This is a genomic window from Bradyrhizobium lablabi (assembly GCF_900141755.1).
Classification (GTDB): domain Bacteria; phylum Pseudomonadota; class Alphaproteobacteria; order Rhizobiales; family Xanthobacteraceae; genus Bradyrhizobium; species Bradyrhizobium lablabi_A.
The window spans coordinates 3,679,627-3,704,020 of sequence record NZ_LT670844.1; the positions used below are offsets into that span (position 1 = coordinate 3,679,627).

Here is a 24,394-nt window from a genome sequence, read left to right on the forward strand (position 1 = left end):
GATGCAGCCAACGCAAGCTAAGCGGTATTTATCGTCATTGCGAGGAGCCAACGGGTCGCGCGAACGCGCGCCCGATGACAGGCTCCGCGACGAAGCAATCCACAGTCACTCTGCCGTGATATGGATTGCTTCGCTCCTCGCAATGACGAATGGCTACGGCTTGATCCCGGCGGCCTTGATCACTTCCGCGTTGGCCGCGATTTCGCGGACGACAAAATCGTCCATCTCCTTAGGCGTCAGCGGCATGGCTTCGACGCCGAGCCTTTTCAGACTGTCCTGCATCGCGGGCTCGGTCAGCACTTTTATGCCGGCGGCATGAAATTTATCGATGATGTCGCGCGGGGTTTTCGAGGGCATGAAGACGCCGAACCAGATCAGGCTTTCGGCATTTTTCAAACCGGCCTCCGCCGGCGTCGGCACGTCGGGCAGATCGGGCGCGCGCTGCGGCGTCGAGACCAGGAGCGCGTGCACCTTGCCTTCGCGGATCAGCGGCAGCGCCAGAGCAAGCGGGGCGAAATAGAAATCGATGCGGCCGCCGAGGATGTCGGCCAGCACTTCCGAGCCGCCGCGATAGGGCACGTGCGTGGCCTCGATGCCGGCGGCGAGACGGAATTTCTCGGCCGAGATATGCACCGCGCTGCCGATGCCGACGGAGCCGAACGAAATCGATCCAGGCTTTGCCTTGGCGTCCGCGACAAAATCCTGCACGTTTTTCCACGGCCGCGAGCTAGGCACCACCATCACATTGGCGCTGGAGCCGATCATCAGCACCGAGGCCAGGTCTTTCGTGGTGTCAAAACTCAAATTGGGAAAGATCGCGGGCGCGATCGTCAGCGCGGAGGAATGGGCCAAAATGCTGTAGCCGTCGGGATCGGCCTTCGCAACCTGAGCGGTGCCGAGCGTGCCGCCGGCGCCGGGGCGATTCTCGATCACGATCGGCTGACCCAGTTCCGCCGCGAGCCGGTCGAGCACCAGCCGCGGCACCACGTCGGTGGCGCTGCCGGCGCCGAACGGGATCACCGCCTTGATCAGCCGCGACGGCCAGGTTTCGGCGTGCGTTGGGGCGAAGGCGAAGAGGATCGAGAGAAGGCAGCTCAGGCGGATGGATTTGCACATCGGCAGCTCCGGTGTCATCGGCCACGTTTACAGTTGTCATCACCCGCGAAAGCGGGTGATCCAGTATTCCAGAGCACTCGCGATAAATTGCGCAGCCACGGCGTACTGGATCCCGCTTGCGCGGGGTATGACAACCGAGTTTGGAGCGGCGCAACGCAAACCTCAATCCACCAGCTTGAACTGCAACAGCAGCGTGCGCTGGATCGGCGAGAAATTGTCGTCGGAGATCATGGTCAGCACGGTGTCGCCTTCGGGCGTGACGTGCGCGTCGATGCCTTCCATATTGTCGATCTCCTCGCCCAAATCCGCCTCGAAGATCGCGGGGCCGTCGACGGCGGCGCCCGGCGCCAGCGATTTGAGCGCGATGCGGCGGATGCGGATGCCGACGCCCGAGAGCAGCGAGAATTTTCGTTCGAGCACCAACAGATCGCCCGAGGGCAACAGCACGGCGTCGCTGATATCGAAATTCTTGCTGCGGCGAATGCTGAACTGTCCCGGCGTCGGCCCGCCGACCAGGAACGCGATCAGATTGCCGTCACGATCGAGGCCGCGCTCGGACATCGCGATCAGCGTGCCCGCCAGCGGAAGACCTTTTGGTACGAATACCAGCGCTTCCAGCCCCTTGTTGAACGGCAGCTTCTTGACCGCCGGCGGCATCGCGAACACCTCGCCGCGCGCGCGGGTAAAACCCTTGGCAAAATCGAAACGCAGCACCTGGTTGACGCGCTCGAGCCCGACGTAAACGACAGTGCCATCGAGCGCGATCGATTCCGAATCGAACCAGCCGCGCGCCGTGATCGGCTTGCCGTCGGGCCCGAGCATCGGTGCTGCCTCGACGTCGTCGAGCCCGGTCATCGCGCGTCCCTGATAGAGGATGCGCCCGGTGAACCAGCTGCCGTGATCGCTCAACGCGATAAAGCGCTCGCCTTTGGCATCCAGCCGCAGTCCCGACAAGCCGCCAAAGCCAGGGAAGGACGAGGTCAGCACCAGCCCGCTGCGATATTCCAGCGCGCCGAAGCGGACGCGCGCGTGGTCGCGCGTATCGAAAGAGGGAATCGGCCGAGCCTTGACCTCGATCGGGACGGGAGCTGCGGCTGCGGCCGAGAATTCATCCGGCGGCAGCGATTTTGGCGGCGGCTCGGTCGCCGATTGCGCCCGCACCATGTCCGGCATCGCGGCGGACAACAACCCCGCCGCCGTTGATCTCAGGAAGCCGCGGCGGCCAAGGGGTGCGCGCATATTTCAGGAGTGCAATCTGCGCCGGTGGCCGCTCGCCGCGGGCGGCGCGCCGTGGGTCTCGCTGAACAATTCGGCGAGCTTTTCGGTGATGGCGCCGCCGAGTTCCTCGGCGTCCACGATGGTGACCGCGCGGCGATAATAACGAGTGACGTCGTGACCGATGCCGATCGCGATCAACTCCACCGGCGAGCGGGTCTCGATCTCCTCGATGATGTGGCGCAGATGGCGCTCCAGATAATTGCCGGGATTGACCGACAGCGTCGAGTCGTCGACCGGCGCGCCGTCGGAAATCATCATCAGGATCTTGCGCTGTTCGGAACGTCCGAGCAGCCGCTTGTGCGCCCAGTCGAGCGCCTCGCCGTCGATGTTTTCCTTGAGCAGGCCCTCGCGCATCATCAAGCCCAGATTCTTGCGCGAGCGCCGCCATGGCGCGTCCGCCGCCTTGTAGATGATGTGGCGGAGATCGTTGAGCCGCCCGGGATTGGCCGGCTTGCCGGCGGCAAGCCACGCCTCGCGCGACTGCCCGCCCTTCCAGGCGCGCGTCGTAAAGCCCAAAATCTCGACCTTGACGCCGCAGCGTTCCAGCGTGCGCGCCAGAATATCGGCGCAGGTGGCGGCAACCGTGATGGGCCTCCCACGCATCGAGCCGGAATTGTCCAGAAGCAGCGTCACAACGGTATCGCGGAAGGTCGCTTCTTTCTCGTGCATGAACGACAGCGGGTGATAGGGATCGGTCACCACGCGCGACAGCCGCGCCGGATCCAGAATGCCTTCCTCGAGATCGAACTCCCAGGCGCGGTTTTGTTGGGCCATCAATCGCCGCTGCAGCCGGTTGGCGAGCCGCGCCACGATGCCCTGCAGATGCGCGAGTTGCTTGTCGAGATAGGAGCGCAGGCGTTCCAGCTCGTCGTGATCGCAAAGGTCCTCAGCCGCGATCACCTCGTCGAATTTCGGCGCGAAGGCGTGATATTCCGGGCCGCGCGGTTCGTTGGCGCCACGCGAGTTCGGCCGCGTCGCTTCCCCCGGCGTCTCGTCGTCGCCGAGTTCGCCGTCGTCGAAGGTGTCGGAGGTCGAGGCTTGCGCGCTTTCCATCGCGCTCTCCGACATCTCGTCGGTCGAGGCCTGCGCCTGGTCGGCGCTCATTTCCTGCGCCGCGTCGGAATCAGGCGAGCCCTCGGCGCCGGACTGGTCGTTCTCGCCGTCGCGGTTTTCGTCCTGGTTCTCGTCGTCATCGGCTTCGGCGTTGCGGTCGTCGCCGAGTTCGAGCGCGGATAACAGATCATGCACGGCGTCGCCGAACTTCGCCTGATCTTCCGCCAGGCGATCCAGCCGGTCGAGCCGCGTGCCGATCTTGTCTTCCAACACTGGCCGCCACAGGTCGACCATCTTGCGCGCAGCAGCGGGCGGCGCGAGGCCGGTCAGGCGCTCGCGCACCAGCATGGCGAGTGCGTCCGACAATGGTGCGTCGGCACGGTCGGTGATCTCATCGAACTTGCCGCGGTGGAAATGATCGTCGAGCATCGCGGTGAGATTTTTGGCGACGCCCGCCATCCGCCGCGAGCCGAGCGCCTCGACGCGGGCCTGCTCGACCGCCTCGAACACGCCGCGCGCCTGCGGATTGCCCGGCATCAGCTTGCGGTGAACTTTCGGATCGTGGCAAGCAAGCTTTAACGCAATCGAATCGGCGTGGCCGCGCACGATCGCGGCATCGCGTCTTGTCATCTTGCGCGCCGGCTCCGGCAGCCGGGCCTTGCCCGGCGCCAATCCAGGCCGCTCGGCGGCGAACGTCACCTCAAGCTCCGGCTTTTTCGCGATCGCGCGCAGGCACGCGGTGACCGCGCGCTTGAACGGCTCGGTCGGCGCTTCCTTGGATCCGGTGCGGAATTTCTGGTTCGACGTCGTCATCGCAATCCTTACAGCGCTTTCGTAAACCAGTGACGCGTCACGCCGCCGGGATAGCCGTCGAGTGTACCGAACTCTTCATAGCCGCAGCCGCGGTAGAATCCGGGAGCCTGGATGCTCATGGTGTCGAGATAGGATCGCACGGCGCCAAACCGCCGCGCCTCCTCCTCGATCTTTTCCATCAACGCCGTCCCGTGCCCCTTGCCGCGAAACCGCTCCTCGATCCAGAACAACTGGATGAACAAGACGGTCATCCAGACCTCGCCGACAATGCCGCCGACGATCGCGTCGTTGTCACGCAGCGAGATGGCGAAGCGGCGATATTTCTGCTTCCCCAATTTCTCGCCATTATAGCGGATCAGCCCGCCAAGCACCGCGCGCTTGGTTTTTCCAATCGTGCGCTCAGTGGTGATTGCCGGCATCGCATCAGCTCAAGGCCACGTTCACCGAGGATTCCGCAAGCTCCGCATTGAAGCAACGCTGATAGAATTCGGCCACCAACGGCCGCTCCAGCTCGTCACACTTGTTGAGGAAGGTGACGCGGAACGCAAAGCCGATATCGCTGAAAATCTCGGCGTTCTCGGCCCAGGTGATCACCGTGCGCGGGCTCATCACCGTCGACAAATCGCCATTGGCGAAGGCGTTGCGGGTGAGGTCGGCGAGCCGCACCATCTTGTTGACGATGTCGCGGCCCTCTTGCGTCCGGTAGTGATGCGCCTTCGCCAGCACGATCTCGACTTCCTCGTCATGGGCGAGATAGTTCAGCGTGGTGACGATCGACCAGCGGTCCATCTGGCCCTGGTTGATCTGCTGGGTGCCGTGATAGAGCCCGGAAGTATCGCCGAGGCCTACCGTATTGGCGGTCGAGAACAGCCGGAACGAGGGATGCGGCTTGATCACCTTGTTCTGGTCCAAGAGCGTCAGGCGCCCCGAAACTTCCAGCACGCGCTGGATCACGAACATCACATCGGGCCGGCCGGCATCGTACTCGTCGAACACCAGCGCGATATTATGCTGCAGCGCCCAGGGCAGGATGCCGTCGCGGAATTCGGTGACCTGCTTGCCGTCCCTGACGACGATGGAATCCTTGCCGACCAGATCGATACGGCTGATATGGCTGTCGAGATTGACGCGCACGCAGGGCCAGTTCAGCCGTGCGGCGACCTGCTCGATATGGGTCGACTTGCCGGTGCCGTGATAGCCCGTGACCATGACGCGGCGGTTCTTGGCAAAGCCCGCGAGAATGGCCAGCGTGGTGGCGCGGTCGAAGCGGTAATCCGCATCGACATCAGGCACATGCGGGTCGACTTCGGAATAGGCCGGCACCTCGAGGTCGCTGTCGATGCCGAATACCTGCCGCACCGACACCTTCATGTCGGGCAAACCGGCGGGCTCCTCAATTTTGGTCATGGCGGCGGTCGTCATCAATCCTCCGAGGTCCCGGGCGTTCCCGAAACCAGATTTGCGATATGGCTTACGGATGGGTGCTCCTTGGAACCTATCAGAGAGCGAGGGTTCGCAGAAGCCCGCGGTCCAATCAAAGTTCCGCTGCCTTATCATCAAGATAGGCACGGGCCACGGTTTTTGGAAGGCTGCCCTGCGAATCACGCCATGCTTTCGCGAAGACAATCGGGGCTTCTTTGATGGTTGCGGCCATTTGACCCCATTCCCTCCGACTGGTGTTCCCATTCCGGTGTTCGCCACTACATCTTGAAAGCGTCCGTGGAGGAAGGTTTCTGAACCCCCTCACCCGCCGCGAGTTATGTTAGGTCTCCGCCGAACCGGACCCCCACGCCAGCCCAGGATTTTTGTGACTTCCTTCATCGATCCATTAATTGCGTTCGTCTCGGCAAATCCGTGGCTTGCCTATATGACGATATTCTTGGCCGCCCTGCTGGAGGCCGTACCGGTGTTCGGTTCGGTGATTCCGGGCTCGACCATCATCCTGGCGCTAAGCGCGCTGATCCCGGGCGGCGAGTTGAAGCTTGAATGGGTTCTGGTGGCGGCCGCAGCCGGCGCCGTGCTCGGCGACGGATCGGCGTTCTGGATCGGACATCGCGCCCAGCGCGAAATCCTCTCTTCCTGGCCGCTGTCGAATTACCCGCGCCTGATCGCGCAGAGCGAGGCTTTCTTTAAGCGCTGGGGCGTAATGGCGGTGTTCTTTGCCCGCTTCGTGCCGCCGATCAGGGCCTTTGTGCCGATCACCGCTGGCGCTCTCGGGATGCCGCCGTCGCGGTTTTATCCCGTCAACATCGCCGCGATCCTGTTATGGGCGCCCGCCCACGTGCTGCCGGGCGTGGTGGCGGTGTCGGCGTTGCACCACTACGCCGGCATCCCCCATCATGCCGGGATCGCCAAGCACGTCTGGATCCTGGCGGTGATCGGCGGCGCGCTGATCGTCGCGCTGGCGACCTGGACCATCCGCCGGCGGCATGGCGGCGGCGTGATCGAATCCGCGACCGAGCCGGTCCGCAAGAAGACCGGCTGAGAATACTTCCGTCGTCCCGGCCTTGAGCCGGGACGCCTTGTTGCGGACTCATGCGGTCCGGTACAGCACCCGGAATTGCGGCGGTACCGGATTGGCCATGATCTGGGCTTCCACCGGCAGGATCGCGATCACCTGGTCGGCGGAAATGCCGCGCTCGATCAGTTTCGAGTTGAGCGCCTCGATCTTGGCCTCCGTGAACATCTCATCGACGACGTTGGCGCGGTTGGAAAGCGGAGCAGTTTGGGGGGCAGCCATGATCAATTATTCCTTTCAGCTGAAAATGCTTTGCTGAAGCATGATCCGGAAAAGCGCAGACCGATTTTCCGAAGATCATGCTCAAACAGAAAGAGAAAGTTGGAGTCTGGTTCAACGTTGAACCAGACTCCAACCTATTCACTCCGCCGCCTGCGCGGTCGGCAGATCGCTGGCGGAGAGTCCCATGCGGGTGGCGACGCCGATGCCGTAATCCGGATCGGCGCGATAGAAATGCGCGACCTGGCGCTTGACGATCTCCACCGGCACGCCGTCCATCGCGGCCTTGATGTTGTCGAACAGTTGCTCCTTCTGATCGGCGCTCATCAGGCGGAACAGGTCGCCAGCCTGGCGGTAATCGTCATTGCCGTCACGGTGGTTGTAGCGGTCGGCACTACCCGAGATCGCGAGCGGCGGCTCCTTGACGCTGACGTCCTGCACCGGACCGCCCATCGAGTTGGGCTCGTAATAGGCGTCCGGGTTGGGGTGGCCGGCGAGCCGCATCGTGCCGTCGGCGTGATAGTGATGCACCGGGCAGCGCGGTTTGTTGACCGAGAGCTGTTCGGCGTTGACGCCGACGCGATAACGGTGTGCGTCGGCATAGGAGAAGATGCGCGCCTGCAGCATCTTGTCCGGCGAGTGGCCGACGCCGGGCACCACATTGGCGGGCGTCAGCGCCGCCTGCTCGACCTCGGCGAAATAGTTTTCCGGATTGCGGTTCAGTTCGAGAACGCCGACCTCGATCAGCGGATAATCCGCATGCGGCCAGACTTTTGTCAGGTCGAAGGGGTTGTACCAGTGCTTGCCGACATCGCTCTCCGGCATCACCTGCACGGAGAACTTCCACTTCGGGAAATCGCCGCGCTCGATCGACTCGAACAGGTCGCGCTGATGGGTCTCGCGGTCGTGCGCGACCTTCTCGGCAGCCTCGGCATTGGTCCAGTTCTTGATGCCCTGCATGGTCTTGAAGTGAAACTTGACCCAATGGCGTTCGTTCTTGGCGTTGAAGAACGCATAGGTGTGCGAGCCAAAACCGTCGACGTTGCGGTAGCTTTGCGGCAGGCCGCGGTCGGACATCAGGATGGTGACCTGGTGCAGGCTTTCCGGCGACAGCGACCAGAAATCCCACATCGCGGTCGGCGAGCGCAGATTGGTCTTCGGGTGGCGCTTCTGGGTGTGGATGAAGTCCGGGAATTTCAGGGGATCGCGCACGAAGAACACCGGCGTGTTGTTGCCGACGATGTCCCAGTTGCCCTCTTCAGTGTAGAAGCGCAGCGCAAAGCCGCGCACGTCGCGCTCGGCATCCGCAGCACCACGCTCACCGGCGACGGTCGAGAAGCGCAGGAAGGCCTCGGTCTTCTTGCCGACCTTCGAAAGCGCAGCAGCCGTGGTGTATTTCGAGATATCGTTGGTGACCGTCAGCGTGCCATAGGCGGCCGAGCCCTTGGCGTGAACGGTACGCTCTGGAATACGCTCGCGATTCTGGTGCGCGAGCTTTTCCAGGAGATGAAAATCCTGCATCAGGACCGGCCCCATCGGCCCTGCGGTGATGGAATTCTGGTTATCGGCGACCGGCGCGCCCGACGATGTCGTCAGCACGGGATTCTTGCTCATTGGTATTCTCCTTTGGGGGGACGAGGCCGGGAAACTAGGGAGGGTTGCCGATCAGGTCCAATCGTATTAATAGTGGTTAAAGATAAGAAAAACTGATCTATGATCTCGCTGAAACAACTCAGATATTTCGAAGCCGTCGCCCGTTTGAAACATTTCGGCAAGGCGGCGGAACAATGCGCGGTGACCCAGCCGGCGCTTTCGATGCAGATTCAGGAACTGGAAAAAGAGCTCGGTGTGCAGTTGATGGAGCGCAGCCGGGGCGGCGTCATGCTGACCGAGGCCGGGCGTGAGATCGCCCGGCGTGCCACCAAAATCCTGGCGGAAACCCGCGACATCGTGGATTTCGCCCGCCGGCAGGGCAATATCCTGGCCGGGCCATTGCATTTGGGCGTGATCCCCTCGGTGGCCCCTTATGTTTTGCCGGCGCTGTTGCCGCTGGTGCGCGACCGCTATCCCGATCTCGATCTGCATCTGCGCGAGACCCAGACCCATCATCTCGTCGACGAACTGCTCGACGGCGGGCTCGATCTGCTGTTGCTCGCGCTTCCGGTGGAGAATCCGGAAGTCGAAACCATAAAACTGTTCAACGACCGCTTTTTGCTGGCGATGCCCAAATCGCGGCGGATCTCGAACCGGATCCGGGCAACGCCTGATCTGTTGCAGCAGGATCGCCTGCTGCTGCTGGAAGAAGGCCACTGCCTGCGCGATCAGGCGCTGTCGTTCTGTAACCTGCGCCGCGTCGACAACATCGACACTTTTGGCGCGTCCAATCTGTCGACCATCGTCCAGATGGTGGCCAATGGGCTGGGCATGACGCTGTTGCCGGAACTGAGCATCAAGCTGGAATGCCGCCAGGACGATATAAGACTGATGCGCTTTACCGACCCGCAGCCGCGCCGCGTCGTGGGCCTGGCGTGGCGGCGAAGCTCGCCGCGCAAGCGGCATTTTGTCGAACTCGGCAAGCTGATTATTTCGGCGACGTCGGGTCAGATGAAGGATTCGGAGAGGGTGTGATTTTCTTCGTCGTCCCTGCGAAAGCAGGGACCCATGACCACAGGAGTTAGTGGTTGGAAGAAAGTCGTCGAACAGCGTCTCTCAAAACAACCGCCGCGGCGTATGGGTCCCCGCTTTACGCGGGGACGACGAGAGTGAGCAGCTAACCCGCGCGCACCACCGTCTTCAAATAATTATACGCCTTGATGATCTCGATCAGGCGGTCCTCCGTCGAGCGGTCGCCGCCATTGGCGTCGGGATGGTGCTGCTTCACCAGCGCCTTGTATTTGGCTTTCACGGTTTCCAGCGTCGCGTCCGTGCCGAGCCCCATCACCTGCAGCGCCTTGCGCTCGGCGTTGAACACCTTTCGGGTTTCCGCCTTGGTTTCAGTGCCCGCACCGGGGCCAGGCCGCCAGCGGCCGCGGCCGTTGAGCTCGCTGAACATCGAGAACGGATCGGCGGCGCCTTCAAGATCGGCTTCGGCGTTGCCCTTGCCTCTTTTGGCTGAGGTGTTGGCGCCCATCTTCCAGGTCGGACGATGGCCCGTCAGCGCGTCCTTCTGGTAGCGCGCGACTGCGTCGGCATTCATGCCCTGGAAGAAATTATAGGACTGGTTGTACTCGCGGACGTGGTTCAAACAGAAATGCCAGTATTCCTTGTCGTTGGTCCGGCCCTTGGGCGCGCGGTGCGGCCCCTTGTTCTTGCATTCCGGCCACTCGCACATGGCGGACGCCTCGCGCGCGGCCGCCTGCTGCTTCGCACTCAGCTTGTTGGGCTTGATGCGGATGGAGTCGAAGAATTTGGATGAATCGATCGGCATGGCTGACTATGACAACGCAATACGAAAAGCTTCAAGTCTTGACATTGCGAAACCTTCTACTTCGATACGCCATTGACGCGCCGCAGTCATCGCCGTAAGCCGCCGCCATGAGCACGAAAGACATTATCACCAACAAGTTGCGTGAAGCTTTCACCCCGGAAAGCCTCGAGGTGAAAGACGAATCACATCTGCATGAAGGCCACGCCGGCCACCGCCCCGGCGGCGAGACGCACTTTCGGGTTTATATTGTATCGCCGGCCTTCAAAGGGAAGAGCCGGGTCGAGCGCCACCGCATGATTAATGTTGTTCTCGCTGCGGAACTGGCCGGAAGCGTGCACGCCTTGGCGCTTCATGCGCAGGCGCCAGGGGAAGGCTGAGATTCTACCGTCGTCCTACCTAACCGTCATGCCCCGCCACCGGGTCTCGCCTTCGGCGAGCCCGATGACAGGCTCCGGCGGGGCATCCAGTAATCCGAGGCAATGAGGCTAGAGCTGAGATGCCGCGGCGTACTGGATCGTCCGCTGGAGCCTGTCATCGGGCGCGCATTCGCGCGACCCGTTGGCGGACGATGACAGCTTTGAATGCTTCCAGCACCTCATTTTAGGAAAACTAAGCTAAAACGCCGTCCCCGCGCGCTTCGGCTTTTTCTCCTCGACCTCGGCCTCGCGCGCCACCGGCACGATGCGCAGTGCGGTGATGCGGTTGCGCTCGCGGCGCAGCACGCGGAAGCGGAAGCCGTGGAAGGTAAAACTCTGGCCGCGCTCCGGGATCGAGCGCGCCTCGTGGATCACGAGGCCGGCGACCGTGGTCGCCTCTTCATCCGGCAGATGCCAGTCCATGGCGCGGTTGAGATCGCGGATCGGCACCGAGCCGTCGACCACGACCGAGCCGTCGGGCTGGGCGCGGACCCCGGCCACCACCACGTCGTGCTCGTCGGAAATGTCGCCGACGATCTCTTCCAGGATGTCCTCCAGCGTCACCATGCCTTCGACTTCGCCGTATTCGTCGACCACCAGCGCGAAATGGGTCTTGCGGCGGCGGAAGGCTTTCAGCTGTTCGGAAACCGGGCGCATTTCCGGCACGAACCAGGGCGGCAGCGCGATGGTCGAGACATCGATCGAGGACGTATCGCCGTCGGAGGCGCGGATCGCGCGCAACAAATCCTTGGCGTGCAGCACGCCGATGATGTTTTCCGGCTTGTCGCGCCACAGCGGAATCCGGGTGTATTCGGTGGCCAGCACCTCGGCTACCAGCTCTTCGGGCGGCAGGTCGGCATTGATCATCACCATTTCGGTGCGGTGAACCATGACATCGGAGACCTGCAGCTCGCGCAGATCCAACAGCCCGCCGAACATGTCGCGATCGTGCTTTTCGACGCCGCCTTCGTGATGCAGCAGATCGACCGCGCCGCGCAACCGTTCGGTCGGCGACAGGATCGGCTGGTTGGCGCCGATCTTGATGCCGAGCAGTTTCATCAGCACACGCACGATCGCCTCGATCACCGTCAGCAGCGGCCCGAGCAGATAGACCATCACCTTCATCGGCCGCGCCACCAATAGCGCCACCCGGTCCGGCGCGTTGATGGCAATGGTCTTCGGCAGCACCTCGGCGAAGATCACGACCAGCACCGTCATGACAGCGGTGGCGTAGAGCACGCCGACCTCGCCGAACCAGGCGGTAAAGATGCCGGTCGCGAGCGCCGAGGCGCCGATATTGGCGATGTTGTTGCCGAGCAGCAGCGCCCCGATCATCCGCTCCCGCATCGCAAACAGGCTGGAAACCACGGCGGCCTCGCGATTGCCCTGCTTGGTCAATCGCAGCATGCTCGCGCGCGAGGCGCCGGTCAGCGCGGTCTCGCTGGCGGAGAAGAACGCGGAGACGAACAGCAAGGCAATGACAATCGAGAATGCAAACCAGTCCATGACCGGGCCATCACCTAGGGTTTGCTCGCAAGCTTGTGAGCGAGAAAATCGCGAACCACAGCCGGCTCGACATCTGATGTAATGACCGCCCTGCCCACCGCCTGCAGCAGAATAAAGGTCAGCCGGCCGCGCTTCACCTTCTTGTCCTGCGCCATCAGCACCATCAGCGCGTCGGCATCCGTCAACCCTTCCTGGGCAAATCCGGCGATATCCTGCAGATGGGTCGGCAGGCCCACCTCGGCAAGGTGATGTTTGACGCGCGCCGCCTCAGTTTGCCCGATCATCCCGAGTTCCGCGGAAAATTCCGCCGCCAGCACCATGCCGACGGCAACGCCCTCGCCATGGAACAGCCGGTCGGAAAAGCCGGTCGCGGCTTCCAGCGCATGACCAAAAGTGTGGCCGAGATTGAGCAGCGCTCGCTCGCCGGTCTCGCGCTCGTCGCGCGCCACGATCGCGGCTTTGGCCCGGCAGGAGGTGGCGATGGCGTGTTCGCGCGCGCTACCGCCTGAAAAAACATCGGCGTGGTTGGCCTCCAGCCAGGCGAAAAACGCTTCGTCGCCAAGCACGCCGTATTTGGCGACTTCGGCGTAACCGGCGCGGAACTGGCGCGGCGACAGCGTGTCGAGTACCGCGGTGTCCGCGACCACCAAAAGCGGCTGATGAAAGGCGCCGAGCAGGTTTTTGCCCTGCGGCGAATTGATCCCGGTCTTGCCGCCGACCGAGGAATCGACCTGCGCCAATAATGACGTCGGCACCTGCACGAAATCGACGCCGCGGCGCAGGATCGCCGCCGCAAAGCCCGCGAGATCGCCGACCACGCCGCCGCCGAGCGCGATCACCAGATCGTTGCGCTCGATTTTTGCCGAGATCAGCGCCTCACAGACCCGCTGCAGGCCATCATAGGTTTTCGAGCCTTCGCCTTCCTCGACAATGATGCGCGAGGTGGCGATACCGGCCGCCGCCAGCGAGGCTTCGGTCTGCTCCAGCCAATATTTAGCGACATTGCGGTCGGTGACGATGGCGGCACGCGCGCCGGGACGCAACGCGGCGACGCGCGCACCCAGCGATGGCAAAACGTCGCGGCCGATCACGATGTCATAGGCACGATCGCCGAGCGCGACATCGACGGTAACGGAATCCGAATGTTTCAGGGGCGCGGTCATCGTGTGGCGCCCAAGGTCGGCGACGGCGGCAACAGAAAGGTGTGCAGCGCGTCGATGCATTCATCGACGATCTTTTCGTGCGGCACGTCGCGCGACCAGATCGTCAGATCGGCGCATTGATAGACCGGCTCGCGTTCCCTCAAGAGCCGCCCGGCGGTCGCTTCGGGGTCCTCGGTTTGCAGCAACGGACGGTCGGCCCGGCGCTTCACGCGTTTCATGATGATATCCACATCCGCCTTGAGCCAGATCGATACGGCCTTGTCGCGAATGCGGCTGCGGGTCTCCTCGCGCATGAACGCGCCGCCCCCGGTGGCAAGCACGGCAGGGCCGCCTTCGAGCAGCCGCGCAATTACCCGAGATTCGCCATCCCTGAAATAGGGCTCGCCATGGACCGCGAAAATTTCGGGGATCGTCATACCCGCGTGGGCCAGCTCGATTTCGCCGTCCGCGTCCAGGAACCGCAGCCCCAGCCGTCCCGAAAGCCGCCGTCCGATGGTGGTCTTGCCGGCGCCCATCATGCCCACCAGCACGATCGAACGCTTTCCCAGCGCCGCTGATATCTCGGCTTCCTGGGACGGGCGACCGCTGGCCGGAATGGCTGGTTCAGGCATCTCAAATGGCTCGACGCCTGCGGAATTGCGGCGTTCCGCGCCACCTATACTACCCCCGCCGATACCGTTGCCAGAGAGACTTGCAACGGATGGGCGAACATGTTGGTAGTCCGTCCCGGCCATCCCACATGAATTCAATGGTTAATTCGCCGCCTGAGGCTCCGAGATGCCCAGCCTGTTCCGCTTTCTGACGGTGGTCGCTGTGATCGTCGGGATCGTCTATGGCGTGATCTTCGCGCTGGCCAATTTCGTCAACCCGAAACCGCGGGAAATGACCGTCACCATCCCCGCCGACAAGTTCCTCAAGAAATAGGCGGTAGGGTGGAGGGATGCGTTCCAGCAAGACCTCTGATGCCAAACTGACAAGCCTCTTCCTCGACATGCTCGCGGCGGAACAGGGCGCCGGCGACAACACGCTCGACGCCTATCGCCGGGATCTGACCGATTTTTCCGAGTTTCTCGCCCGTGGTGGCCGCGGTTTTGCCGGCGCGGATACGCAAATGCTGCGGGACTACCTCGCCGATCTCGATAGCCGCGGCTTCAAGTCCTCAAGCGTGGCGCGACGGCTGTCGGCGATACGGCACCTGTTTCGCTTCCTGCTCAACGAGCGGGTTCGCAACGACGATCCGGCCGCGATCCTGTCCGGGCCGAAGCGCGGCCGCGGACTGCCGAAAGTGCTGTCGATCTCCGACGTCGACCGGCTGCTGGCGCGCGCCAAGTCGCTCGGCGAAGCGCCGGGAGCCTCCGCGCCGCAGCGGCTTCGCGCGATGCGGCTCTATTGCCTCCTGGAAGTGCTCTACGCCACCGGCTTGCGGGTATCGGAATTGGTGGCGCTGCCGCGTTCGGCGGCGCGACACGATGCCCGCATGATCGTGGTGCGCGGCAAGGGCGACAAGGAACGGCTGGTGCCGCTCAACGAAGCCTCGCGGCAGGCGATGGCGGATTACCTCGCCGCGATGGAAGCGCTTAAGCCTGAAAAAAAGAAGAACGCGGCCAGTTCAAAATGGCTGTTTCCTTCTTTCGGCGAGAGCGGGCATCTGACGCGGCAGCATTTTGCGCGCGACTTGAAGGAACTCGCGGCATCGGCCGGGCTGGCGCCGCGGCTGGTGTCTCCGCATGTGCTGCGCCACGCCTTTGCCAGCCATCTCCTGCATAACGGCGCCGATTTGCGCATCGTGCAGACGCTGCTCGGCCACACCGACATCTCGACCACGCAGATATATACCCATGTGGTCGAGGAGCGCCTGAAGAGCCTCGTGCGCGACCTGCATCCGCTGGCGGAGAAGTAGTCCCCGCAAACGTCGGACCCCGCCTTGACTTCGGCGCCGTCTGCCTTGAAAGAGCGGCTTCCTGCCCGCGCGCGACCGGCAAAGATGCCGGGATGCGCGCTAATTAATTGAAAAGACACGCTTCCTTCAGGCGGAACGGAAACCGCGTCGCCTGCGAGCGGGTTCTTATCTATATTGCCTCGATGCCGGATCACATGCGCTCTTACCTCGATTTCGAAAAGCCCGTCGCCGAACTCGAAGCCAAGGTCGACGAATTGCGCGCGCTGGCGGCGACCGGCAGCGACATCGGCGATGAGGTTTCGCGGATCGAGGACAAGGCGGCGCAGGCGCTCAACGAGCTCTATGCCAATCTGACGCCATGGCAGAAGACACTGGTGGCGCGCCATCCGCAGCGCCCGCATTTCACCGATTTCATCAACGCGCTGATCACGGATTTCACCCCGCTCGCCGGCGACCGCAAATTCGGCGAGGACGAGGCGCTGATGGGCGGCTTCGGCCGCTTCCGCGGCGAGAGCATCTGCGTGATCGGCCAGGAGAAGGGCGCCACCACCGAGAGCCGCATCAAGCACAATTTTGGCATGGCGCGGCCCGAAGGCTATCGCAAGGCGGTCCGGCTGATGGAAATGGCCGACCGGTTTCGCATTCCCGTATTGTCGATTGTCGATTCCGCCGGCGCCTATCCCGGCATCGGCGCCGAAGAGCGCGGCCAGGCCGAAGCGATCGCGCGCTCCACCGACGCCTGCCTGTCGCTCGGGGTGCCCAATGTCGCGATCATCACCGGCGAAGGCATGTCCGGCGGCGCTATCGCCATCACCACCGCCAACCGGGTCCTGATGTTCGAGCACGCGATCTACAGCGTGATCTCGCCGGAGGCGGCGTCCTCGATCCTGTGGCGCGACGGCACCAAGGCCCAGGAGGCCGCCACCAGCATGAAGATCACGGCGCAAGACATGCTGCGTTTTGGGGTGATCGACACCATTCTGCGGGAGCCGGCCGGCGGCGCCCATCGCGACCCCGCCGCCATGATCGCGGCCACGGGCGAGGCCATCGGGCAGGCCTTTGACGAGCTGCGCAACCTCGATTCCGATGGCATACGCAAGCAGCGGCGGCAGAAATTCCTCGATATCGGCCGGAAATTGGCCTGAATCGGTGCCCGCAGGGGCCGAGATGAGCCAAACCCCGCTCCCGGGCGCGACAGCCTTGGCCGGAGTGATTCGTGCCAAAAGGCAACAGGCAACGCCTTTTTCAAAAATCCGCGATTTTGGCCCCAATTAGGCCCAGACACCGTTCTTTAACGTCTGTTCACCAAGGCTAGGGGTGGACCGTGCTGCACCGCCGGTGTCGGCTTGCGGGGCGGGGGGTCAAAGGATAGACTTTTAGTCAATGGCTTCAGGGCATGAACGCTAGATTTGGGGTGCGAACATTGCCCGTTGGGTGTGGAGCTTTGCATTGATCTACCGCTCGCTGGTTCGCGCGCTTATCACATCGGTCGCGGTCGCGACCGGTGCGCTGCTGCTGGCCGGCTGCAACAGCGACGAGATCTCGCTCGCGACCAACGCCAAGGCCAACCAGCCCGTTCCGCCAAAGCTGATCGCCGCGATGGTGGAAAAGGACATGGATCTGCAATCGCCGATCCTGGTCCGGCTGTTCAAGGAAGAGGCCGAGCTCGAGGTCTGGAAGCAGGACCGCTCCGGCCACTTCGCGCTTTTGAAGACCTATCCGATCTGCCGTTGGTCGGGCGACCTCGGCCCCAAGGTGCGCGAAGGCGACCGCCAGGCGCCCGAAGGCTTCTATAACATCTCGCCGGCGCAGATGAATCCGCAGTCGGCCTACTATCTCTCGTTCAATACCGGCTATCCCAACGCTTACGACCGGTCGCTCGGACATACCGGCTCGGAGCTGATGGTGCATGGCGACTGCTCGTCGCGCGGCTGCTACGCGATGACCGACGAACAGATCGCGGAAATCTATTCGCTGGGCCGCGAATCCTTCTTCGGCGGCCAGAAGTCGTTCCAGTTCCAGGCCTATCCGTTCAAGATGACGCCGCTGAACATGGCCAAGCACCGCAACAACCCGAACGTGGCGTTCTGGAAAATGATCAAGGAAGGCTACGATCATTTCGAGGTGACACGGCAGGAGCCGAAGGTCGATTTCTGCGAGAAGAAATACGTGTTCGATGCCGCGAAGGCGCCGGATGCGAAGCGGGATCCGGTGTTCGAGGCCTCCGCCAAATGCCCGGCCTATGTGATCCCGGATGAACTCGCTGATGCCGTTCGCGAGAAGCAACGGGAAGAACAGGCCGAGACCGCCAAGCTGATCGCCAAGGGCACGCCGGTCGCGCGGTTGAATACCGGCATCGACGGCGGCATGAACAAGGTGTTCGCCGCCCGGGTGCCCAATGGCTCGACCGGATTGTCGGAAGGCGGCGAAGGTCAGGGCCTGTCGCTGCTGACGATGGCCCGCGCCCCCGGCACCATTCCCTCAACCGTCAATCCGCCGCGCGGGCCTGTGACATCTCCGGAAGAGCCGTTGGTAGCCTCGATGGCGCCGAGCACCGCGCCGGCGACGGCACCGGCGACGCGGATCGCTTCGGCCGCGCCGAGCAATACGCAATCCGACGGCGGCTTCTTCAGCAACCTCGCCCGCAAGGTCGGCTTGAGCGGCGCGATCGCCGCCGACACCACCGCGAGCGCCACCCAGCAGGCGGCGGTTCCGGCCAAGCCGAAGATCATCGAGGCCAAGCGCAACGAACCGGCGGCGCAAGCCAAGACTTCCAAGCCAGAGTCTTCCAAGCCAGAGTCTTCCAAGCCAGAGTCTTCCAAGCCAGAGTCTTCCAAGCCAGAGTCTTCGAAGCCGGAGGTTTCAAAACCTGAGACAAGACAGGCCGCCGCGCGCCCGCCGCTGAAACCGAGCGTCTCCGACACCGAGACGGCGTCAGCCCCCGCGCCCGCCGCCAAAGACGCCCTGGTCGCCGGCTCGGCGCCGATCGTGCAGGCGAATTCGTTCGAGAGCCGCTTCTCGGCGGTGAAGTAAGCCACGCGCCTTCCCGAAAAACTCGCGTCGTCCCGGCCTTGAGCCGGGACCCATACGCCGCAGCAGATGTTTTGAGAAACACTGTTCGACGGCTTTCGTGCAACAAACTAAAGCCGGTGGTTATGGGTCCCTGCTTTCGCAGGGACGACGACGAGAAGAGACCCGTCAGCCCGCCTCACGCATACTTGCCGTGGCAGTGCTTGAACTTCTTGCCTGAGCCGCAGGAGCAATCCTCGTTGCGGCCGACCTTGCCCCAGCTACGACTCACCGTCATGCCCGCGAAAGCGGGCATCCAGTATTCCGAGGCGTTTAGGATAGAACCGAGACGGCGCGGCGTACTGGATCATCCGCTTTCGCGGACGATGACAGCAGCACGAGCTCAGGCATACTTGCCGTGGCAGTGCTTGAACTTCTTGCCTGAGCCGCAGGGGCAATCCTCGTTGCGGCCGACCTTGCCCCAGCTTTTCGGATTTTTGGGGTCACGGTCGGCGGTCGCCGCCGGCACCAGCGACGCACTGGCGAAGGCCAATTCGTCCTCGCCGGTGTTGGGATCAAATTTGTGCGCCTCCATCGGCGGCAAGGCCGGCTGCGGCTCTTCCGGCGGCACGATTTCGACCCGCATCAATTGTGCCGTCACCGCCTCGCGCAGATGCGCGATCATCGCCTCGAACAGGCTGAAGGCTTCGGACTTGTACTCCTGCAGCGGATCGCGCTGGCCGTAGCCGCGCAAGCCAATCACCTGGCGCAGATGATCGAGCATGATCAGATGCTCGCGCCAGAGGTGATCGAGCGTCTGCAGGAGAATGGTCTTTTCGACGTAACGCATCACGTCGGGGCCCCATTGCGCCACCTTGGCCGCCATGTGCTCGTCGACGCGGTTTTCGATGCGCGTCAGCAACTCCTCGTCGGCGATGCCCTCTTCCTTGGCCCATGCATCGACCGGCAGATCGATGTCGAGCACGCGTTTCAGCTCTTCCTTCAGCCCCGCGACGTCCCACTGCTCGGCATAGGCGTGCTCGGGCACGTGCTTGGTGACGACATCCTCGACAAAGGCGCGGCGCATGTCGGCGACCGTCTCGGCGACGCTTTCGTCCTTCATCAGGTCGATGCGCTGATCGAAGATCACCTTGCGCTGGTCGTTCTGGACGTTGTCGAATTTCAAGAGATTCTTGCGGATGTCGAAGTTGCGCGCCTCGACCTTCTGCTGCGCCTTTTCCAGGGCCTTGTTGATCCAGGGATGGATGATGGCCTCGCCGTCTTTGAGGCCGAGCCGCGTCAGCATCGAATCGAGCCGGTCGGAGCCGAAAATCCGCATCAGATCGTCTTCCAGCGACAGGAAGAATTTTGAGCGCCCCGGGTCGCCCTGGCGTCCGGAGCGGCCGCGCAGCTGGTTGTCGATGCGCCGGGATTCGTGGCGTTCGGAGCCGATGATGTAGAGCCCGCCCGGTTTTGTCACGGTCTTGGCCGGCTTCGATCCCTTGGCCGGTTCGGCCTCGACGATCTCTTCGGCTTTCAGCACGATCTCGCGGAAGCGTTCGATGTCGGCCTTGATCTGTTCGATTTTTTTTGCCTTCTCGGCCTCGTCGGTAATGCCCGTCGTCTCCTGCTGGATGCGCATGTCGAGCGAGCCGCCGAGCTTGATGTCGGTACCGCGGCCGGCCATGTTGGTCGCGATCGTGATCGCGCCGGGCACGCCGGCCTCGGCCACGATATAGGCTTCCTGCTCGTGGAAGCGCGCGTTCAACACCGCGAACAGCTTTGCAGGTTTCCCGGCGCGGGCCGCGGCATACAGCTTTTCCATCGCGTTTTCGTTGCCGAAATCGATCTGCTTGTAGCCGTGCTTCTTCAGATACTCGGCGAGCACCTCGGACTTTTCGATCGACGCGGTGCCGACCAAAACCGGCTGCAGCCGCGCATTGGCGCGCTCGACCTCGGCCAGGATAGCGGCGTATTTCTCGGTCTGGGTGCGATAGACCTCGTCATCTTCGTCGAGGCGGGCGACCTGCACGTTGGTCGGGATTTCCACCACCTCGAGCTTGTAGATGTCGAACAATTCGTCGGCTTCGGTCGCCGCCGTACCGGTCATGCCGGCGAGCTTCTCGTACATCCTGAAATAGTTCTGGAACGTGATCGAGGCCAGCGTCTGGTTTTCCGGCTGCACCGTCTGGTGCTCCTTGGCTTCCAGCGCCTGATGCAGGCCTTCCGAATAGCGCCGCCCCGGCATCATGCGGCCGGTGAACTCGTCGATGATGATGACCTCGTCGTCGCGGACGATGTAATCCTTGTCGCGCTGGAACAGCGAGTGCGCGCGCAGCGCCTGGTTGATGTGGTGCACGACCGAGACGTTCTCGACGTCGTACAGAGAGTCGCCCTTGAGCTGGCCGGCGTCGCGCAGCAGCGTCTCGATCTTTTCCATGCCGGCTTCGGTCAGCGTCACCGTGCGCTGCTTCTCGTCGACCTCGTAATCGGTGACCTTCTCGAGATTCGGCATGAAGGTGTCGATGGTGTTGTAGAAGTCCGAACGGTCGTCGAGCGGGCCGGAGATGATCAAGGGCGTGCGCGCCTCGTCGATCAGGATCGAGTCGACTTCGTCGACGATGGCATAGAAGTGGCCGCGCTGGACCATGTCCTCGAGCCGGTACTTCATGTTGTCGCGCAGATAGTCGAAACCGTATTCGTTATTGGTGCCGTAGGTGATGTCGCGCGCATAAGATTCCTTGCGCTCGGCGTCGTCGAGGCCGTGGACGATGACGCCGACGGAAAGCCCTAAGAAGTTGTAGATCTGGCCCATCCATTCGGAGTCGCGGCGGGCGAGGTAGTCGTTGACGGTGACGACATGGACGCCTCGGCCTGCGAGCGCATTGAGATAGACCGCAAGCGTCGCGACCAGCGTCTTGCCTTCGCCGGTCTTCATCTCGGCGATGTCGCCCTCGTGCAGCACCATGCCGCCGATCAGCTGGACGTCGAAATGGCGCTGGCCGAGGGTGCGTTTTGCAGCTTCGCGCACGGTGGCGAAAGCTGGAACCAGGATGTCGTCCAGCGTTTTGCCGTCCGCGAGTTGCTTGCGGAACTCGGCGGTGCGCGCCTTCAAGGCCTCGTCCGATAGCGCGGCAACTTCCGGCTCAAGCGCGTTGATGGCATCGACGCGGGACTGATATCCCTTGATCCGCCGGTCGTTGGCGGAGCCGAAAAACTTGCGGGCGAGCGCGCCGATCATACCAAATTCCTGTTTCTAAAGGTCCGGCGAAGCTGCCGTGAGATGGTCCACCCGGTTGCCTATCAACTCATCGTGACGCATTGCGGCAACGTCCCCGATCCGGGAGCACCCGCCAAGTGAGTGGGAATTCAGCAATCCAAGGTTCAATGGCCAAAAACGCAAGGAAATACGCGCCAGGCCATTGACCCGGTTCGGCACAGATATGGCTGGGCCACAGCCTTGTCAACGGCGCGAAGCTGTCAAGGAATTCATCATTTTGACAGACTTTTCGCGTTGCCAAGGCCCCATGATTGGGCGAGTGTCCCGCCGCTCCAAACAGCCCCCATCGTTAGAGATAAGGATTTTCCATGACCACTTCGTTCCCGGAAACGAAACCCGGCCTGCGCTTTGGCCTCGCCTCCGCCGCCGTGACGGGTTGTCTCGCCGTAATCCTGTTGACCGGCCTGCCGCTGCGCGCCGAGGACGCCAATCCGGTGCTGGCAAAAGTTAACGGCGCGGAGATCCGCCAGAGCGATTTGGCGCTGGCCGAAGAGGAACTGGGGCCGAGCCTGGCGCAGATGGATCCGGCGACCAAGAAGGAAAACGTGCTGGCGTTCCTGATCGACATGAAGATCGTCGCCAAGGCGGCCGAGGACAAGAAGGTCGAAAATAGCGAGGATTTCAAGAAGCGGCTGGCGTTCACCCGCAACCGGCTGTTGATGGACAGCCTGCTCGCGAGCGAGGGCAAGGCTGCGACCACCGACGATGCCATGAAGAAGGTCTATGAGGACGCCTCCAAGCAGATCACCGGCGAGCAGGAAGTCCACGCCCGCCATATCCTGGTCGAGACCGAGGACGAGGCCAAGGCGGTCAAGGCGGAGCTCGACAAGGGCGCCGATTTCGCCGAGCTTGCCAAGAAGAAGTCCAAGGACCCCGGCGCTTCCGACGGCGGCGATCTCGGCTTCTTCACCAAGGACCAGATGGTGCCGGAATTCTCCGCCGTGGCGTTTTCGCTCGAGCCCGGCAAGATCTCCGATCCGGTGAAATCGCAGTTCGGCTGGCACATCATCAAGGTCGAGGAAAAGCGTAACCGCAAGGCGCCCGATTTCGAACAGGTCAAGGGCCAGATCGAGACCTATGTGACGCGCAAGGCGCAGGCCGATTACGTGGCGAAGCTGCGCGAAGCCGCCAAGGTCGAGCGCATGGACCAGGCCGCAGCCGACCCGGCGGCGAAGACGGACGCGGCGAAGCCCGACGCGGCGGCCAAGGACTCCAAGATGGCGCCGGCGAAGAAGTAAAAATTCGCTGTCACTTCTTCGGGACCGATAGTATCTACACTCGTCATGGCCGGGCTTGTCCCGGCCATCTACGTCTTGAAGTCTCTTCAAGGAGAGAAAAGACGTGGATGGCCGGGTCAAGCCCGGCCATGACGAATTTCTTTTTTTCGGAATTATTCCATGTCATCAGCCATCTCCCCGCTCGCCCCGACCGACGTCCCCGAGATGCCCGCGATTGCCGGCGTCAGGCTTGCGACCGCCGCGGCCGGCATCCGCTACAAGGGCCGCACCGACGTCCTGCTCGCGGTGATGGACAAGGGGACCGCGGTCGCCGGCGTCTTCACTCAATCGAAATGCCCGTCGGCGCCGGTGGAATGGTGCCGCGCCAAGCTCGGCGGCGGCGAGGCGCGCGCGCTGGTCGTCAATTCCGGCAACGCCAACGCTTTTACCGGCAAGACCGGGCGGCAGGCCACGGCGCTGACGGCATCGATCGCCGCCAAAGCCGCCGGATGCCGTCCGAACGAGGTGTTTCTCGCCTCCACCGGCGTGATCGGCGAACCGCTCGATGCCACGAAATTCGACGGCGTGCTGGCGACGCTCGCCGAACAGGCCTCGCCCGGCGAATGGATGGGTGCGGCGAAGGCGATCATGACCACCGACACCTTTCCGAAGGTCGCGACCGCGACCGTAAAACTCGGCAAGGCAAAGGTTGTGATCAACGGCATGGCCAAGGGCTCGGGCATGATCATGCCTGACATGGCGACCATGCTGGCGTTCGTGTTCACCGATGCGCCGATCACGGCCGGCGCGCTGCAATCGCTCTTGAAGAGCGGCGTCGTGGACACGTTTAACGCCGTCACCGTCGACGGCGACACCTCGACTTCCGACACGCTGCTCGCGTTTGCCACCGGCACAGCCGCCGCGCACGGCGCGCCCAAAATCAGCCGCCCCGGCGATCCCCGCCTGAAGGCATTCACAAAAGCCTTCCAAGCCGTGCTCGCCGATCTCGCCGAGCAGGTCGCGCGGGACGGCGAAGGCGCGCGAAAACTGGTCGAGATCATTGTCGAGGGCGCGGTATCAAAGCCCTCGGCGCGCAAGATCGCGATGTCGGTGGCGAATTCGCCGCTGGTCAAGACCGCGATCGCGGGCGAGGACGCCAATTGGGGCCGCGTGGTGATGGCGGTCGGCAAGGCCGGCGAGCCCGCCAACCGCGACAAGCTGTCGATCGCCTTCAACGGCATCCGCGTCGCCAAAAGCGGCGCGCGCGATCCCTCCTATGACGAGGCGCAGGTCTCGAGCGCGATGAAGAATCCGAAGATCCAGATCAAGATCTCGCTCGGCCTCGGCAAAGGCCGCGACCGCGTGCTGACCTGCGACCTCACCAAGGAATATATCGCGATCAACGGCGATTATCGCTCGTGAAGCGAGACGATCATGATCCAATCTGGTCGGATCATGATCTCAGCGGTTGCCCGGCCG

General features: G+C 62.9%; 21 protein-coding genes and 1 pseudogene. 9 read left to right on the forward strand and 13 right to left on the reverse strand.

What is annotated here, in order from left to right; all coding sequences use genetic code 11:
- Nucleotides 1–153: 153 nt before the first annotated feature.
- The 5 genes from B5526_RS17150 to cobS all read right to left on the reverse strand — a co-directional run bounded on the left by B5526_RS17150 (nt 154) and on the right by cobS (nt 5,682).
- Nucleotides 154–1,116, reverse strand: a complete 963-nt coding sequence (locus B5526_RS17150) for a Bug family tripartite tricarboxylate transporter substrate binding protein (RefSeq protein WP_079545071.1) — start codon at nt 1,114–1,116, stop codon at nt 154–156.
- Between the two features lie 162 nt (nt 1,117–1,278).
- Nucleotides 1,279–2,355, reverse strand: a complete 1,077-nt coding sequence (locus B5526_RS17155; RefSeq protein ID WP_079539800.1) for an esterase-like activity of phytase family protein — start codon at nt 2,353–2,355, stop codon at nt 1,279–1,281.
- Between the two features lie 3 nt (nt 2,356–2,358).
- Complete coding sequence (cobT, locus tag B5526_RS17160; RefSeq protein ID WP_079539802.1) at nt 2,359–4,260, reverse strand: cobaltochelatase subunit CobT; 1,902 nt, start codon at nt 4,258–4,260, stop codon at nt 2,359–2,361.
- An 8-nt stretch (nt 4,261–4,268) separates the two neighbouring features.
- Nucleotides 4,269–4,679: a GNAT family N-acetyltransferase gene (locus B5526_RS17165; protein ID WP_079539804.1), complete on the reverse strand. Its 411-nt coding sequence runs from the start codon at nt 4,677–4,679 to the stop codon at nt 4,269–4,271.
- 4 nt (nt 4,680–4,683) lie between these two features.
- Entirely contained in the window at nt 4,684–5,682 is a 999-nt protein-coding gene (gene cobS / locus B5526_RS17170) for a cobaltochelatase subunit CobS (RefSeq protein ID WP_079539806.1), read from the reverse strand.
- 385 nt (nt 5,683–6,067) lie between these two features.
- On the opposite strand from cobS, the gene B5526_RS17175 reads away from it, so the two are divergent.
- Nucleotides 6,068–6,745 carry a DedA family protein gene (locus B5526_RS17175; protein ID WP_079539808.1) on the forward strand — a complete coding sequence of 226 codons (678 nt, stop codon included), beginning with the start codon at nt 6,068–6,070 and terminating at the stop codon, nt 6,743–6,745.
- Between the two features lie 48 nt (nt 6,746–6,793).
- Here B5526_RS17175 and B5526_RS17180 read toward each other — a convergent pair whose 3' ends face one another.
- Nucleotides 6,794–7,000, reverse strand: coding sequence for a hypothetical protein (locus tag B5526_RS17180; RefSeq protein ID WP_079539810.1), 207 nt, complete (start codon nt 6,998–7,000; stop codon nt 6,794–6,796).
- A 138-nt stretch (nt 7,001–7,138) separates the two neighbouring features.
- Nucleotides 7,139–8,611: a catalase gene (locus B5526_RS17185; protein ID WP_079539812.1), complete on the reverse strand. Its 1,473-nt coding sequence runs from the start codon at nt 8,609–8,611 to the stop codon at nt 7,139–7,141.
- A gap of 99 nt (nt 8,612–8,710) precedes the next feature.
- Between B5526_RS17185 and B5526_RS17190 the strand changes: the two genes are divergently transcribed.
- Nucleotides 8,711–9,625, forward strand: a complete 915-nt coding sequence (locus tag B5526_RS17190; RefSeq protein WP_079539814.1) for a LysR substrate-binding domain-containing protein — start codon at nt 8,711–8,713, stop codon at nt 9,623–9,625.
- 142 nt (nt 9,626–9,767) lie between these two features.
- Here the strand turns inward: B5526_RS17190 and B5526_RS17195 are convergent, their stop codons facing one another.
- Nucleotides 9,768–10,424: a J domain-containing protein gene (locus B5526_RS17195; protein ID WP_079539816.1), complete on the reverse strand. Its 657-nt coding sequence runs from the start codon at nt 10,422–10,424 to the stop codon at nt 9,768–9,770.
- A gap of 107 nt (nt 10,425–10,531) precedes the next feature.
- Here B5526_RS17195 and B5526_RS17200 point away from each other — a divergent pair, with 107 nt between their 5' ends.
- A complete protein-coding gene (locus tag B5526_RS17200) occupies nt 10,532–10,801 on the forward strand; it encodes a BolA family protein (protein ID WP_079539818.1) in 270 nt (89 codons plus the stop codon).
- A gap of 237 nt (nt 10,802–11,038) precedes the next feature.
- On the opposite strand, the gene B5526_RS17205 is transcribed toward B5526_RS17200, so the two are convergent.
- The 3 genes from B5526_RS17205 to B5526_RS17215 are packed head-to-tail and all read right to left on the reverse strand — an operon-like array spanning nt 11,039 to nt 14,120.
- Nucleotides 11,039–12,346 (reverse strand): HlyC/CorC family transporter, encoded by a 1,308-nt coding sequence (locus B5526_RS17205; RefSeq protein WP_079539820.1) that lies wholly within the window; start codon nt 12,344–12,346, stop codon nt 11,039–11,041.
- Nucleotides 12,347–12,360: 14 nt separating this feature from the next.
- The gene (aroB, locus tag B5526_RS17210) at nt 12,361–13,509 is read right to left on the reverse strand and encodes a 3-dehydroquinate synthase (protein ID WP_079539822.1); all 1,149 of its coding nucleotides are present in this window, start codon (nt 13,507–13,509) and stop codon (nt 12,361–12,363) included.
- Nucleotides 13,506–14,120: a shikimate kinase gene (locus B5526_RS17215; protein WP_079539824.1), complete on the reverse strand. Its 615-nt coding sequence runs from the start codon at nt 14,118–14,120 to the stop codon at nt 13,506–13,508. The genes aroB and B5526_RS17215 overlap by 4 nt, the downstream gene beginning before the upstream one ends.
- 166 nt (nt 14,121–14,286) lie before the next feature.
- On the opposite strand from B5526_RS17215, the gene B5526_RS17220 reads away from it, so the two are divergent.
- The 4 genes from B5526_RS17220 (at nt 14,287) to B5526_RS17235 (ending at nt 18,442) form a co-directional block, all read left to right on the forward strand.
- Entirely contained in the window at nt 14,287–14,433 is a 147-nt protein-coding gene (locus B5526_RS17220) for a histidine kinase (RefSeq protein ID WP_079539826.1), read from the forward strand.
- Between the two features lie 16 nt (nt 14,434–14,449).
- Complete coding sequence (xerD, locus tag B5526_RS17225; protein WP_079539828.1) at nt 14,450–15,409, forward strand: site-specific tyrosine recombinase XerD; 960 nt, start codon at nt 14,450–14,452, stop codon at nt 15,407–15,409.
- A 182-nt stretch (nt 15,410–15,591) separates the two neighbouring features.
- Complete coding sequence (locus tag B5526_RS17230; protein WP_079539830.1) at nt 15,592–16,554, forward strand: acetyl-CoA carboxylase carboxyltransferase subunit alpha; 963 nt, start codon at nt 15,592–15,594, stop codon at nt 16,552–16,554.
- 304 nt (nt 16,555–16,858) lie between these two features.
- Nucleotides 16,859–18,442, forward strand: coding sequence for a L,D-transpeptidase family protein (locus B5526_RS17235; protein ID WP_079539832.1), 1,584 nt, complete (start codon nt 16,859–16,861; stop codon nt 18,440–18,442).
- Nucleotides 18,443–18,617: 175 nt separating this feature from the next.
- On the opposite strand, the pseudogene B5526_RS17240 reads toward B5526_RS17235, so the two are convergent.
- Together B5526_RS17240 and secA are read right to left on the reverse strand one after the other, a co-directional pair.
- A pseudogene (locus B5526_RS17240) lies at nt 18,618–18,701 on the reverse strand (SEC-C metal-binding domain-containing protein); the annotation flags it as partial.
- Between the two features lie 120 nt (nt 18,702–18,821).
- Nucleotides 18,822–21,659 carry a preprotein translocase subunit SecA gene (gene secA, locus B5526_RS17245; RefSeq protein ID WP_079539837.1) on the reverse strand — a complete coding sequence of 946 codons (2,838 nt, stop codon included), beginning with the start codon at nt 21,657–21,659 and terminating at the stop codon, nt 18,822–18,824.
- A gap of 347 nt (nt 21,660–22,006) precedes the next feature.
- Between secA and B5526_RS17250 the strand changes: the two genes are divergently transcribed.
- Both B5526_RS17250 and argJ read left to right on the forward strand, forming a co-directional pair.
- Nucleotides 22,007–22,936, forward strand: a complete 930-nt coding sequence (locus B5526_RS17250; protein WP_079539839.1) for a peptidylprolyl isomerase — start codon at nt 22,007–22,009, stop codon at nt 22,934–22,936.
- A gap of 159 nt (nt 22,937–23,095) precedes the next feature.
- Nucleotides 23,096–24,337, forward strand: a complete 1,242-nt coding sequence (gene argJ, locus B5526_RS17255; protein WP_079539842.1) for a bifunctional glutamate N-acetyltransferase/amino-acid acetyltransferase ArgJ — start codon at nt 23,096–23,098, stop codon at nt 24,335–24,337.
- Nucleotides 24,338–24,394: the final 57 nt, after the last annotated feature.